11 protein-coding genes are annotated in these 13,156 nt (G+C 68.8%); 3 read left to right on the top strand and 8 right to left on the bottom strand.

What is annotated here, in order from left to right:
- Positions 1–41 precede the first annotated feature (41 nt).
- The 4 genes from sbnB to AB0L29_RS20485 form a co-directional block, all read right to left on the bottom strand.
- A complete protein-coding gene (gene sbnB / locus AB0L29_RS20500) occupies positions 42–1,103 on the bottom strand; it encodes a 2,3-diaminopropionate biosynthesis protein SbnB (RefSeq protein WP_365829073.1) in 1,062 nt (353 codons plus the stop codon).
- A complete protein-coding gene (sbnA, locus tag AB0L29_RS20495; RefSeq protein ID WP_365829071.1) occupies positions 1,100–2,071 on the bottom strand; it encodes a 2,3-diaminopropionate biosynthesis protein SbnA in 972 nt (323 codons plus the stop codon). Before sbnA ends, sbnB begins: the two co-directional genes overlap by 4 nt.
- Before the next feature lie 721 nt (positions 2,072–2,792).
- Positions 2,793–3,707 (bottom strand): AfsR/SARP family transcriptional regulator, encoded by a 915-nt coding sequence (locus AB0L29_RS20490; protein WP_365829069.1) that lies wholly within the window; start codon positions 3,705–3,707, stop codon positions 2,793–2,795.
- 645 nt (positions 3,708–4,352) lie between these two features.
- A complete protein-coding gene (locus AB0L29_RS20485; protein WP_365829067.1) occupies positions 4,353–5,561 on the bottom strand; it encodes an MFS transporter in 1,209 nt (402 codons plus the stop codon).
- A gap of 54 nt (positions 5,562–5,615) precedes the next feature.
- On the opposite strand from AB0L29_RS20485, the gene AB0L29_RS20480 reads away from it, so the two are divergent.
- Complete coding sequence (locus AB0L29_RS20480; RefSeq protein WP_365829065.1) at positions 5,616–6,356, top strand: helix-turn-helix transcriptional regulator; 741 nt, start codon at positions 5,616–5,618, stop codon at positions 6,354–6,356.
- 74 nt (positions 6,357–6,430) lie between these two features.
- On the opposite strand, the gene AB0L29_RS20475 is transcribed toward AB0L29_RS20480, so the two are convergent.
- Together AB0L29_RS20475 and AB0L29_RS20470 are read right to left on the bottom strand one after the other, a co-directional pair.
- Positions 6,431–7,861 carry an APC family permease gene (locus AB0L29_RS20475; RefSeq protein ID WP_365829063.1) on the bottom strand — a complete coding sequence of 477 codons (1,431 nt, stop codon included), beginning with the start codon at positions 7,859–7,861 and terminating at the stop codon, positions 6,431–6,433.
- Positions 7,862–7,995: 134 nt separating this feature from the next.
- A complete protein-coding gene (locus tag AB0L29_RS20470; protein WP_365829062.1) occupies positions 7,996–8,256 on the bottom strand; it encodes a hypothetical protein in 261 nt (86 codons plus the stop codon).
- Positions 8,257–8,592: 336 nt separating this feature from the next.
- Between AB0L29_RS20470 and AB0L29_RS20465 the strand changes: the two genes are divergently transcribed.
- Both AB0L29_RS20465 and lpdA read left to right on the top strand, forming a co-directional pair.
- On the top strand, positions 8,593–8,718 hold the full coding sequence (locus AB0L29_RS20465) for a hypothetical protein (protein WP_365829060.1): 126 nt from the start codon (positions 8,593–8,595) through the stop codon (positions 8,716–8,718).
- A gap of 303 nt (positions 8,719–9,021) precedes the next feature.
- Positions 9,022–10,434 carry a dihydrolipoyl dehydrogenase gene (gene lpdA / locus AB0L29_RS20460; RefSeq protein WP_365829058.1) on the top strand — a complete coding sequence of 471 codons (1,413 nt, stop codon included), beginning with the start codon at positions 9,022–9,024 and terminating at the stop codon, positions 10,432–10,434.
- Between the two features lie 49 nt (positions 10,435–10,483).
- Here lpdA and AB0L29_RS20455 read toward each other — a convergent pair whose 3' ends face one another.
- Positions 10,484–11,755, bottom strand: a complete 1,272-nt coding sequence (locus AB0L29_RS20455; protein WP_365829056.1) for a hypothetical protein — start codon at positions 11,753–11,755, stop codon at positions 10,484–10,486.
- Positions 11,752–13,050: a dolichyl-phosphate beta-glucosyltransferase gene (locus tag AB0L29_RS20450; protein ID WP_365829054.1), complete on the bottom strand. Its 1,299-nt coding sequence runs from the start codon at positions 13,048–13,050 to the stop codon at positions 11,752–11,754. The genes AB0L29_RS20455 and AB0L29_RS20450 overlap by 4 nt, the downstream gene beginning before the upstream one ends.
- Between the last annotated feature and the right edge of the window lie 106 nt (positions 13,051–13,156).

The raw sequence follows: 13,156 nt of genomic DNA, 5'->3' as shown, positions 1-13,156 counted from the left end.
TGCCCGCACCGGGGTTGAGGTCGTGTGCGTGGGGAGGGAAGTCATCGCTGGCCCCCTTCCGAACCCGGGGCGCTGTGCCGGTCGAGGTCGTGGAAGAACCCGTCGACCGGCCTCAACCGGCCGCCTTCCTGGGCGCGTGTGTGCACATGTTGCCCGACCGTCAGATCCAGAACGCCGAGCCCGAACGGCGAGAAGACCACCGTGCGGTCGGCCGGTGCCTTCAGCGCCCCGGTGAGTACGTCATACAGAGTGCCGTCCAGGAAATCCCGTCCGCCGGTGCGCTGTTCGGCGAGGTGGACCGACGTGGCCGCCTTGAGGACGTGCTCGATGTCATCCACCACGTTGAAGCTGTCCAGGATGACGTCCGTGCCCAGGTCGCGCAGCGACACATGCAGCACCAGCGGGTGGTGGGCGAACCAGGACGGATCGAGCAGGTGTGGTGTTGCTGCGGTGGTCGCGCAGACGATGACGTCGCTGGAGCGGACCAGTTCCTCCGCGGAGTCCAGCACATGGACCGACGCGCCGTCCTTGGTGGTGCGCAGGTGGTCGGCGAATGCGTGCGCGTACTCGGTGGACAGGTCGTGGACGGCGTACTCGCGCGGGGTCCGGTCCAGTGCGGCCAGGTAAGAATGCACATGCCGCGCGATGAGTCCGGTTCCGAGGTAGCCGACGCGCCCGGGCGCGGGCCGGTTCTCACCGAGGGCACGGGCTGCCACGGCGGCGGAGGCGGCCGTCCGCACAGCACTGATGATCGAGCTCTCCAAACAGGCGTATGGATAGCCGGTGGTGGGGTCATTGAGGATCAGGACCGCGGATGCGCGAGGGATGCCGTAGTCGAGGTTGGAAGGGAAGCTGGAGATCCACTTGATGCCGTCGACCGGCTGGCCGCCACCCACCGACGCGGGCAGGGCGATGATGCGGGCTGTGGGCCGGTCGGGGAACCTGAGGAAGTACGACGGAGGGTTGACCGTGTGGCCCTCCCCGTGCAGGCGGTAGGTGGCCTCGACGAGGTCGATGACCTCCGTCTGCCGTCCGTCGAGCACCTCGTGCACGGTGCTTCCCGGAACCACGCAGAACTGGGGGGCTTTGGTCTGCTCGCTCACGATGTCTCCAGGATCTTGTCCAGGCCGTCCTGGCCGTAGTAACGGCCGACCCATGTGTCGTTGTAGATGGTGTTGATGTAGCGCTCTCCCAGGTCGGGCGCTATGGCCACAGCTGTGCGCGTGGCGCCCCCGTGGTGCGAGAACCACTGCGCGGCGGCAGTGATCACCGTTCCGGAGGAACCCCCGAGGAGAAGTCCGCGGGCGGCGAGCCTGCGGCAGGTGTGGATGGTGTCCACCTCGTGGATGCGGATGACCTCATCCACGAGATCGGAGTCGATCAACGGCATAGGCGCACTGGCGCCGAGCCCCGGGATGTGCCGCGGCCCGGGGGCGCCGGCGAAGCTCACAGAGCCCACGCTGTCGACTGCGATGATGCGGATCTCCGGCCGGTGCTCACGGAAGTAGCGGGCGCAGCCCATCAAGGTTCCCCCGGTGCCTGTTCCGATGAAGAGGGTGTCGAGATCGGGGAAGTCCTTGGCGAGGAGGGTTGCGGTGTTCTCGTAGTGGGCTATCCAGTTGGCCGGGTTTTCGTACTGGTTGAGCCAGACGTGATGCGGGTTGCGTGCGCAGTTGCTGCGAACGTACGCCTTGCGGGCAGCGAGGTAGCTACCGGAGGCATCGGGTTCGTCCACGACGACGACCTCGGCCCCGAAAGCTCGTATCAGCGCCATGGTGGCCGGGTTGCAGTTCGGGTCGGTGACGCAGATGAACTTCATCCCCTTGGAAGCCGCGATCACGGCGAGCGCCACACCGAGATTCCCGGAGGAGGACTCGACAAGAACCGAGTCCGGCCCGATCAGCCCGTCGCGCTGGGCTGCCTCTACCATCCGGACGGCGGGCTGAATCTTGATGGAGCCTGCGAAGTTGAAACCCTCACACTTGAGATGCAGCGGAAGCCCCAGGCTGGTGCGCAGGTCGATGTACACATCGCCGTCGATGAGTTCGTGCGCTGCGGAGATGACGGTCATGAACAGTCTTCACTTCCGTTCATCGGCGCGGTCCGGTGGCGGGCCGTGCCGAGGGGGTGGGGAACCGACGAAGCGGATGGCGCAAGGTAGTGGCAACGGCCCCTCGCGGACCGGCTCGGTGTCGTGAGCGCGAGGTCCGGGGCCACGGGTTTACGGGTGGGGGGGGGGAACCGCGGGTGCCGGCCGGGCCCGGGAGATCCGGCGTTGGGCCGGTGGGACGTGTCCTCCAGTCAGCCATGTGCATCCCGTCGAACAGGCAGGGCTCGGTCGGCAGAGACTGGGCACGTACTCGCCGCGGCCGCGAGGATGCGGGGCGGGTAGGCGCGGTGCCCTGCCTCTGACCTCACACTGACACCGGTGTGTCGAGAGTCATGACGAGAAACGCTCAAGAGCCAGGTGGCACTTGGTGCGGGGGTTGCCGGAATGTGAACACGGCCTCCGTCTGGTCCTGTGCTCCGATGGAGGGGAAGCGGTCGACCAGTACGAAGGCCGTAGGAGCGTGAGTTTGCTACGTCACGGTGTCCGGCTGCTGGTTCCAGCCAATGCGCCGGCTAGCCCTGACCGGTTGCTCTGTCACGTCTGTGGCCGTAGGGAACACTTATCGGACGGGGGTGCTTACACCTGCCCTGCCCGACTCGTACGCCGAAACACGACCGGCCCCGGCCTCGGCGGTCATTACGGGCGTAGCCGCATCGGCAGCGGCTTCTGGGAGAGGCAGGCCTCACAGCTGACGATGGCCTCTTACTTCGTTGGGGTTTCCGGTCGTACCGAGCGCGAGATCCGTGTATGCGCTCTTGTGCGAGTTCAGTATCGTGGTCTGCAGTTGCTGCAACGGGTAACCCGGTTCAATTCCAATCTCGTCTATGAGCCGGGTACGCAGGCGGACGAACACCTCGAGGGCAGCAGCACGGCGCCCATTGAGGGCTAAAGCGCGCATGTACTGAGCGTGCAGTCCCTCATGGTAAGGATGCTCACTCGTCAGTGAGGCGAGTTCGGCGATCACCTGCTGGTGCAGGCCGGCCTCGATGCGAGCGTCGATCAGTGCCTCGATCGTGTCCAGCCGGGACTCCTCCAGCATGAGCCTGCGCGCCTCCAGCACGGCTCCGGCGGGCACGTCCGTGAGGACGCTGCCGCGCCACATGCCCAGCGCCTGCTCGAGTTCCTGAATGCCGGTGTGACTGTCGCCGTCGGCGAGAGCATGGCGCCCCTGGTCGGCCAGCTGCATGAAGTCCAGCCAGTCCAGGCGCAGGTCGGAGCTGTGCAGGCGGTAGCCGTTGTCCTGGGTGACCAGCAGTTGGTCCGCGACATCCTCGGCCGTGAGTTCGGTGATGCCGGCGAGCGCCTTGCGGATGTTGAAGATGTACGTCTGCAGGGTCCGCAGGGCGGTGACGGGTGGCTGCTCGGGCCACAGCTCGCGGGTCAACGTGGAGACGGGCACCACCTGATCCGGGTGCATGCCGAGCATTGCGAGGACCGTCCGTATTTTGGGTGCCACGCTTACCTGTTTCTCGGCATCCTCGGCATGAAGGCGCATCGGACCCAGCAGTCCGATTCTCGCTCGGGCCTGCTTTCGGGTCTCCATGGGTCCGACTGCGGCACCGTACATCTGACCTGCCGCACACATGCTGACGCGCATACCGTCCCCTCCTCGTGGTCGAGCGTTCAGCAGTCGTCGTGCATATGCATGGGGACTGCTACGCCAACATACGTAGCGTAACTCCGCCGTAACCAGATGGAGATCAAGCCGCTTGGCTTTTTCCTGTCTGTTCCGAACTGGCCAGAAGAGGTGCGCGAGGTGTCATCGTGACGGCATGCGAAAGCGATGGCTCCGTACCCGCCATGCATTGTCCGGAGCCATCTACGATTGTTTTTCGTCAAATCGACCGAAAGGTCAGCGGCCGCATCTCTCGCATATTGAGATGCCCGGGCGATGCCATTTGCAATGTCTTTGCTCAAGTGTCCGAGCGGGTGGGCCGCCGTGACAGATGATTCTCATGCCCTTCATGTCGCTCACTCGCTGCCGTCACGTGAGTCGGGCTCGGCATGCGGAAGGGCGGTGAGTGCAGCTACCTCGCCGCGGCACAGCATCACGATGGCGTTGCAGCTGCACTTGCAGTACTCGACCTCACCATTCGACGTCGAGTGGGCGGACAAGAGGCGCCAAGTCGGCGTGCCGGTGGAGGACGTGCAGCCCCAGGCCTGTAGCGGACACCTTTCCGCGGCCGGCGGGACCGCCGTACCACTGGTCCCTGCGCCCGACTGGAGCGGAGGTTGCGATATCTCAGCGGAGACCGGGCCGGACGGGAGAGTGTTCGGCATCGGCGTCTTCTCCCTTCGGTGCCGTGCTGCCGGAGGGCGGCACGACGGGTTCGGGCAGGGTGTGGAACAGGAGCCAGGCGAGGAAGGGCATCAAGATGAGTGGGGCCAAAGCGGTCTGCAGCGATGTCCGGTCAGCGAGGGTTCCGATGACCGGGCTGATCAGACCACCGATGCTCACGGTGAGACCGAGGGTGATACCACTGGCAGTGCCGACCCGAGAGGGCAGGTAATCCTGACCAAGCGTGACCTGGAGCGAGAACGGGATGTACAGACCGGCGGAGGTCAGGATGACGAACAGGTAGAGAGCCGGTCCCGGGACGAAGACCAGACCGGCGATCGACCCAGCCGTCAGCAGGTACGACCAGCGCGAGACCCGAACCCGGTCCCAGCGGTTCGCCAGCGCACCGCCCAACACGCTGCCCACCGCGCCGCCCAGGTACAGGAGGAACAGTGCGGCCGTGCCGGCGGCCTTGCTGCCGTCCATGCGCTCGGTGGCGTACAGGGAGACGAATGTGCTCAGGCCGATGAAGGCGATGGAGCGGCACACCACGGCAAGCGAGAGCCGCACGAAGGACGCCTTGTCGTCCTTCGCCGTTACGGGCGACGCGGCCGCGTCAGACAGGCGGGTTTCCAGCACGCGCAGCACGGGAAGACAGAGCGCGGCACCGACCACGGCTGGCAACAGGAGCAGCGGAGTGAGGCCCAGTCCCCCGACGGCTACCACGGCGGCGACCATGACCGGGGCCAGCGCGAAGCCGAGGTTGCCGCCCAGCGAGAACCAGCCCATCGCACTGTGGCTGCCGTCGCTGGCGACTCTGGCCACCCGCGCGGACTCCGGGTGGTACGCGGCGACACCGACTCCGGAGACCGCGACGACCGCCAACGTCACTGCGTAGGAGTCGCTCACCCCGCTCAGCGCGATGCCCACCCCTGCGAGCAGGGTGCTGACCGGCAGCAGCCAGGGCATCGCCCGGCGGTCGGTCAATACGCCGAAAACTGGTTGAGCCACCGATGACAGCAACGAGGCAGCGAGCACGATGCCTGAGACGGCGGCATAGCTGTATGCGCGCTCGGCAACGAAGAAGGGCACGAGAGAGGCGACAGCACCCTGGTAGACGTCAACGCAGCCGTGCCCGAGGGATAAGAGCGTGATCGAGAATTTTCTTCGCACCTCATTATCGTGAGCGGTGCCCGTTGTGTCGCGCTTCCGATAAACTGCCAGACGATGACGAAAATCCGCCACACGCCCGTAGCCCCTACCCGCACACAGCGACTGGCGTCCGGAGCGGAGATCGAAGCGCACCGGCACGACGACCACCAGATCGTCTATGCGGGCCGGGGCGTGCTGTCCGTGACCACGAGCGCCGGTTCCTGGGTCGCTCCGGCAACTCGCGCCATCTGGGTTCCCGCCAATACCGTCCATGCCCACCAGGCACACGGCGATCTCGAGCTGCACCTCGTAGGGCTCCCCGCGCGGGAGAACCCGCTGCGTCTGGATGCGCCTACCGTGCTCTCCGTAAGTCCTCTGCTACGGGAGTTGATCATCGCCTATACCCGCACGGAGGACGACGGCAGCCCGGAGCGGATGCGGCTGTATGCGGTGCTGCTCGACCAGTTGCGGATTTCGGTGCAGCAACCCATGCACCTGCCCACACCGAGCAATGCCGTGCTGCGGAGGGTATGTGACCTCCTGAGGGCCGACCCGTCGGACAGCCGCACACTCGCCGAGCTGGGGCGGGAGGTCGGAGCGAGCGATCGCACGCTCTCCCGGCTGTTCAACAAGGACCTCGGCATGACGTTCCCTCAGTGGCGCACCCAGCTTCGGCTCCACCACGCACTGGTTCTGCTGGCCGAGCAGACGCCGGTGACCAAGGTCGCGAACCAGTGCGGGTGGTCCTCCACCAGCGCCTTCATCGATGTGTTCCGCCGGGCGTTCGGTCATACGCCGGGGACGCACTCCCAATGACCAGGCCGGCTCGAGCCGGCAGTCCGCAGTGCTGCAGCGCGGGGCTTTGAACCGCTTGGTGGAGACAGCGGCACTCAATGAGGTGCTGTCTGGTCCGGCCGGTCGACGTCGGAGACGAGTGTGCCGCGCCGAGTAAGCCAGGTGATCGCCCACAGGATCACGCCGATCAGCAGCAGGATCCCTGCGATGCGGTACTGGTCGGCGGGGCGTCCGGAGGACCAGGGCACGACCAGGTAGAGACAAGTGATCGTACCTACCACGGGCAGCACACGGCCTGCCTTGAAGTGCTGCGTGTCGACCCTGTCCCGGCGCAGCACGAGGACCGAGAGGTTGACGCCCGCGAACACCGTGAGCAGAAGCAGCGACGTCGTCCCGCCCAGCAAGGCCACGACCGGGCTGTCGGGTTTGAGCGAGACAAAGACGATGAGGCCGAAGGCGATGGCAGTGGTGAACAGGATCGCCACATGTGGAGTGCGCCGTACAGCATGCACCTTGGACAGGGAAGGCGGCAGCACCCCCTGCTTGCTCATGCCGTACAGCAGACGGCTGGCCATCAGCATGTTGATCAGCGCGGAGTTGGCCACCGCGAACATGGAGATGAACGGTAGCAAGTCAGTGATGGGGAAGTCGGGCGCGGCCGTCTGCACCACTGTGGCCAACGGAGTCTCACTGGAGGCGAGTCGGCCGACAGGGACTACAGCCACAGCGCAGACGGACACCAGGACGTAGATCAGTCCGGTGATGCCCAGGCCAGTGAACATCACGCGGGGAAAGACACGCGCCGGGTCCCTTGTCTCTTCCGCCATGTTGACTGAGTCCTCGAAGCCGACCATCGCGAAGAAGGCCAGCGACGTCGCGGTGCTCACCGCCAGGAACACGCCCTTGTCGGAGCCGGTTTCGAAGGCGACGGCACGGGAGAAGTCCGCGTTTCCGCCCGCGATGAAATAGCCGCTGATCAGGACGACGAGGAGCAAACCGGAAAGCTCCACCGCGGTCAGCAGCACGTTGATCCTGAGACTCTCGGCGACACCGCGGAGGTTGACCAGCATCACCAGGCACATGAAACCGAGGGCGATCAGCAGGATGAGGCCGTTCCCCGCGTCGATCCCGAAGCCCGTCACCAGATTCGCCGCGAAGGCCCGGGAGGCCGCTGACGCCGAGGTGATGCCGGAGCACATCACGGTGAAGCACACCAGGAAGGTCAGGAAGTGCTTACCGAACGCCTTGTGCACGTACAGGGCGGCACCAGCAGCCTGCGGGTACTTGGTGACCAACTCCAGGTAGGAGCAGGCGGTGACCAGTGCGACGGCGAACGCGATGACGAACGGCAGCCATGCCGCGCCTCCGACCTCCCCCGCGACCTGTCCGGTCAACGCGTAGATGCCGGTCCCGAGTATGTCGCCGATGATGAACAGCAGCAGCAGACCCGGGCCCATCACCCGCTTCAGTTCAGGTCGGCCATCGGTACTCGGTGCGGAGGAACCGGGTAAGTGCGTGTCAGACATGGCGCACTCCTTGTCGTGGTGGTGGTCGTGGGACTGCGTTGCTCACGGCATTCTTGCTCAACTGATCGCCGCGATGCAGACGATAAGGATCGTGACGTGCGCACACCTGCGATTCAGCCGCTTGCAGGACTCCGTCAGGTCTGTCTCGGTCTTGATGTCGTGTGTGGCCTGCTGGGCAGGGGCTGGTGGCAGGTGGTGCAGATGCCGGTCCAGCACCTCAGGACGTCCTGGAGGGCGTCGAGGACCTGGTGGAGGGTGAGCCCGGTGAGAACCGAGGAGTTCGCCTGCGCCTGGTCGACGATCGCTCCGAAACTCTCCGGTGCGCCGATCGGCTCGCCCTCGGCGGCAACGGACGAGGACCGCGGGACAGCCGAGAACGCCGGCGCCTTCCCCATGGGCCGGCAGGCCTTCGACATCGCCCTCCGCCCCCCCGGAGCAGGATTACCCAGGCCCACGCGGCATGGACACCGGCTGTGGGGCACTGGCCATCGCCAGGCAGGACCGAGAACGCGGCCCGGCGCGGTGCCGGGGAGAACTTCCCGCGCCGCGGTCCACCGTCCGCGAGGTGTTCGCAGCGCACCTGCCCGCAGGAAGCACCTGCCTGCAGGGGCGGATCCCGCAGAAGCTGAGCGACGGCCGCGGTCCGTCCGGCAGGATTCCGCGGCACACTGTCACCGACCGCGCCCTGGCCGGTCGGCCGGCCCCTCCTGGTGCCACTCGGCCTGACCGCCGTGACCTTCCTGACGGGCCTGCGCATCGCCGGCAGCCGCCGGCCGGTCCTCGGCATCGCCCTGGTCACGGCATCCGTCGCGGTCGGCGCGCTCTGGTACCGGCGCCACCACCGGCGCCCCGGGTGAGGCGTACCGGCAGCGCGGCGCCCGGCCACCGAGCGGCGAAGAGGCACAGGCGGACTTCATCACGCACCGCGGGCGGTGCCTCCCGTCGCGACGTCCGTGACGGTGCGGGCGTGCTGGCTGCGGTTCCGGCACCGGCGGTGTCGACCTTGCGGCTGCGAGGCCGCCTCGCCGGGTGCCCCGGACGACGGACGGCGAGATCTCGGCCAAGCGGTTGCGGGACCCGGTCCGTCCCGCGGATGATCCGGTGGGGGCCGGCCGGACCGGCCTGATGCCCGAGGCCACCCGGTGAGAAGGGAACTCCCCATGGTCGAGCAGGACGAGCACTTCGACGTCGTGGTCCTCGGAGCGGGGCCCGGCGGCTACGTGGCCGCCGTCCGCGCCGCCCAGCTGGGCCGGCGCGTCGCCGTCGTGGAGGAGAAGTACTGGGGCGGCGTCTGCCTGAACGTGGGCTGCATCCCGACCAAGGCGCTGCTGCGCAACGCCGAGCTCGCGCACATCCTCACCCGCGAGGCCAAGACCTTCGGCATCAGGGTCGACGGGCAGATCTCCTTCGACTACGGCGAGGCGTTCCGCCGCAGCCGCAAGGTCGCCGACGGCCGGGTCAAGGGCGTCCACTACCTGATGAAGAAGAACAGGATCACGGAGTACGAAGGCCGCGGCACGTTCCTCGACCCGCACACCCTCCAGGTGACCGACTACGAGGGCACCACCCGCACGATCGGCTTCGACCACTGCGTCATCGCCACCGGCGCCACCCCCAGGCTGCTCCCCGGCACCCGCCGCACCTCCCGCGTGGTGACGTACGAGGAGCAGATCCTCGCCGAGGACCTGCCGCAGTCCATGGTCATCGCGGGCGCCGGCGCCATCGGCATCGAGTTCGCCTACGTGCTGCACCACTACGGCGTGAAGGTCACGGTCGTGGAGTTCCTGGACCGCATCGCCCCGACCGAGGACGCCGACGTCTCCGCCGAACTCGCCAGGCAGTACCGCCGTCTGGGCATCGACGTGCTCACCTCCACCCGGGTGGACGCCATCGACGAGTCCGGCCCCCGGGTCCGCGTCACCGTCACCGGCAAGGACGGCTCCCAGCAGGTGCTGGAGACCGACAAGGTGCTCCAGGCGATCGGCTTCGCCCCGAACGTCACCGGCTACGGTCTGGAGAACACCGGCGTGGCCGTCACCGAGCGCGGCGCGATCGACGTCGACGGCCGCTGCCGCACCTCCGTCCCGCACATCTACGCCATCGGTGACGTCACCGCGAAGCTGATGCTGGCGCACACCGCCGAGGCGATGGGCGTGGTGGCCGCCGAGACCCTCGCGGACGCCGAGACGATGGAACTGGACTACGCGATGATCCCGCGCGCCACCTACTGCCAGCCGCAGATCGCCAGCTTCGGCTACACCGAGGCGCAGGCACGCGAGCGGGGCTTCGACGTGAAGGTGGCGAAGTTCCCGTTCACCGCGAACGGCAAGGCGCACGGCCTGGGCGACTCCACGGGCTTCGTGAAGCTCATCAGCGACGCCCGGCACGGCGAGCTGATCGGCGGCCACCTCATCGGCCCGGACGTCACCGAGCTGCTGCCCGAACTGACCCTGGCCCAGCAGTGGGACCTCACCGTCCACGAGGTCGCCCGCAACGTCCACGCCCACCCGACCCTGGGCGAGGCGGTCAAGGAGGCGGTCCACGGACTCGCCGGACACATGATCAACATGTGAGCCGGCCGCCCGCGCGACGGGAGTCCGGGCAGGACCTGACGAAGCACTCCTAGGGGACACCCAGTTCGAACAGGATGTAACCCGCGTAGGAGCCGGAGGCCAGCGCCGCCACGCCGAGCAGCGCGGCCAGCGACGGCAGGGTGAGGCGGCGCAGGCCGGCGGCGACGGGGACGAACAGCGGGAAGAGGGGGAGCAGGTAGCGCGAGACGTTGGCGAAGTACTGCTGGGTGCCCATCACCATGGCGAAGGACACCACCGTGTAGACGACGAGCACGGCGGGCGGGCGCAACTGGAGCAGCAGCACCGTCAGCACCGGCACCAGCAGCACCACACCGACCCCGATCACGTCCGGGAAGGCCATCGCGAAGAGGTAGTCGAAGTGGCCCACCGGGACGGAGGAGAGCACGTCGAGGGTGTGCCGTCCGTAGTCGAACTTGTGGGCCCAGGCGCCGTCCTGGAGTTTGGAGTAGCCGTTCCAGTCGCCCATGCGGTGGCCGACCCAGCCCAGGTAGCCGGCCAGCCCGAGCGGGGCGATCGCCACCGCGGCCAGCGGGCGGACGACGCCGTCCCGGCGGCGGTACAGGGCGAGCAGCGCGGCCACCGCGAGCGCGGCCGCCAGGGCGACGGCGGTGGGGCGGCTGAGCCCGGCCGTGAAGGTCAGGACGCCGGCGGTGAGCCAGCGGCGGGTCATGACCGCGTGACAGGCCCAGGAGGCGAGGGCCACGTACAGGGACTCGGAGTACACCGCCCACTCCGCGCCGGAACCGGGCCAGACCGCCCACAGGCCCACGGCGATCAGACCCGCCCGGCGCCCGGCCAGCCGGGCGGTGACGGCGTGGACGCCGAGCGCCGCCACGAAGGAGGCGAGGACGGAGACGGTCATGCCGGCGCCGTAGGGGCCGAGGCCGGTGCACTCCGAGACCAGCCGCATCAGCGCCGGGTACAGCGGGAAGAACGCCGCCGAGTTGCCCTCCAGGGTGATCAGACCGGTGGCGCCGGGCAGCGGCTCCAGGGCGGGGTCGTAGCCGTGCAGGGCGACCTGCTGGTACCACCAGCCGTCCCAGCTGCCCAGCACGTCCCAGGGGTGGGCGCCGCCGCCGAAGCGCGGGTGCTTCTCGCGGAAGTCGCCCGCGGAGTCCAGCAGGTACAGGAAGACGGCGAAGCCGGCGAGCTTCAGCACGCCGTACGTCGCCAGCACCGGCCCGTGGTGCGCGGCGGCGCGGCGCAGACGCCGGCGCAGGTCCGGGCCGGCGGGGAGGCGGCCGGGCCGGTCGTCCCCGCAGGGGCGCGAATCGGCCGGGTGGGCCGGGGCGGTGGTCATGACGAGGCGGGTCCTGTCTTACGGCGGGCGGGACGGCCGGGGAACACCCAGGCCCGGAAGAGGAGGAAACGCACCAGGGTGGCGGCCAGGTTGGCGGCGACGAGCACGGCGAGCTCGACGCGGGGCGCGGCCGCGGGCGCGGCGTGGTGCAGGACCGCCAGCGAGCCGCTGGTGAGCGCCAGGCCGACCAGGAAGGCGGCCAGGCCCTTGAGCTGGTGGCGCACGGCGCCGCCCCGGCCCCGGATGCCGAAGGTGAGCCGGCGGTTGGCGGCGGTGTTGGCCAGCGCGCTGGCCAGCAGGGCGAGCGCGTTGGCGGCCTGCGGCCCGGCCGCCGGCCGGAGCGCGGAGTACAGCAGCAGGTAGAACAGGGTGCTGGCGACGCCCACGGTCGCGAACCGCAGCAGCTGGGGGACCAGGCCGGGCGGCAGCTCCGGGCCGTCGTCGTGCCCGCCGCCGCGGCGCAGCGCGCCGAGGGGCAGCCTGCCGCAGGCCAGGGCCCGGCCCAGCCGGGCGATGCCCCGCAGGTCGGCCAGTGCCGTGGACACGATCCGCACCCGGCTGTCGGGATCGTCCACCCAGTCCACCGGCACCTCGTGGATGCGCAGCCCGGCACGCTCGGCGATCACCAGCAGCTCGGTGTCGAAGAACCACGCCCGGTCCTCCACCAGCGGCAGCAGTCGCTCGGCGACGTCGCGCCGCACCGCCTTGAACCCGCACTGCGCGTCGGAGAACCCCACGGCGAGCGTGCCGCGCAGCAGCGTGTTGTAGCAGCGGGAGATGAACTCCCGCTTCGGGCCGCGCACCACCCGGGAGCCGCGGGCCAGCCGGGTGCCGATGGCGATGTCCGAGTGGCCCGAGATCAGGGGCGCGACCAGCGGGAGCAGGGCCGCGAGGTCGGTGGACAGGTCCACGTCCAGATAGGCGAGCACCGGGGCGGAGGAGCGCGACCAGGCGGCGTGCAGCGCGCGGCCCCGCCCCTTCTCGGCCAGCCGGATCCAGTCGGTGCCGGGCAGCTCCGCGGCCAGCCGGGCGGCGATCCGCGGGGTGCCGTCCGTGCTGGCGTTGTCCGCGATGGTGATGCGGAAGGAGTACGGAAAGGTTTCCGCGAGGTGTGCGTGGAGGCGTCGGACGCAGGGTTCCAGGTCGTTCTCCTCGTTGTACACGGGGACGACCACGTCCAGGACCGGGTCCGGGTGGTGCGCGGGCAGCGGGGCGCGGCGCGGCAGCGCCGCCGGGGCCGGAGGCGGCACGGAGGTCGGGCGGCCGGCCGGGGCCGACCGCCTTGCGGTTCTCATGGCTGGTCCACAGTCTCTTTCCGGCCCACGGAATGCCGAGGGCGCCCAAGGGGATGAATGGCGGGATGACGGGCCCGGGCGGTGGGGCGCCCACGGGCGGGCGGGG

Source organism: Streptomyces sp. NPDC052701 (assembly GCF_040678355.1).
Classification (GTDB): Bacteria; Actinomycetota; Actinomycetes; order Streptomycetales; family Streptomycetaceae; genus Streptomyces.
This window is presented reverse-complemented; position numbering and strand designations above follow the sequence as displayed.

Coding starts and splice junctions, on each gene's coding strand:
- AB0L29_RS20450 (WP_365829054.1), bottom strand. CDS start 13,050: ATGAGAACCGCAAGGCGGTCGGCCCCGGCCGGCCGCCCGACCTCCGTG.
- AB0L29_RS20480 (WP_365829065.1), top strand. CDS start 5,616: ATGACGAAAATCCGCCACACGCCCGTAGCCCCTACCCGCACACAGCGA.
- AB0L29_RS20490 (WP_365829069.1), bottom strand. CDS start 3,707: ATGCGCGTCAGCATGTGTGCGGCAGGTCAGATGTACGGTGCCGCAGTC.
- lpdA (WP_365829058.1), top strand. CDS start 9,022: ATGGTCGAGCAGGACGAGCACTTCGACGTCGTGGTCCTCGGAGCGGGG.
- AB0L29_RS20455 (WP_365829056.1), bottom strand. CDS start 11,755: ATGACCACCGCCCCGGCCCACCCGGCCGATTCGCGCCCCTGCGGGGAC.
- AB0L29_RS20470 (WP_365829062.1), bottom strand. CDS start 8,256: ATGGGGAAGGCGCCGGCGTTCTCGGCTGTCCCGCGGTCCTCGTCCGTT.
- AB0L29_RS20475 (WP_365829063.1), bottom strand. CDS start 7,861: ATGTCTGACACGCACTTACCCGGTTCCTCCGCACCGAGTACCGATGGC.
- sbnA (WP_365829071.1), bottom strand. CDS start 2,071: ATGACCGTCATCTCCGCAGCGCACGAACTCATCGACGGCGATGTGTAC.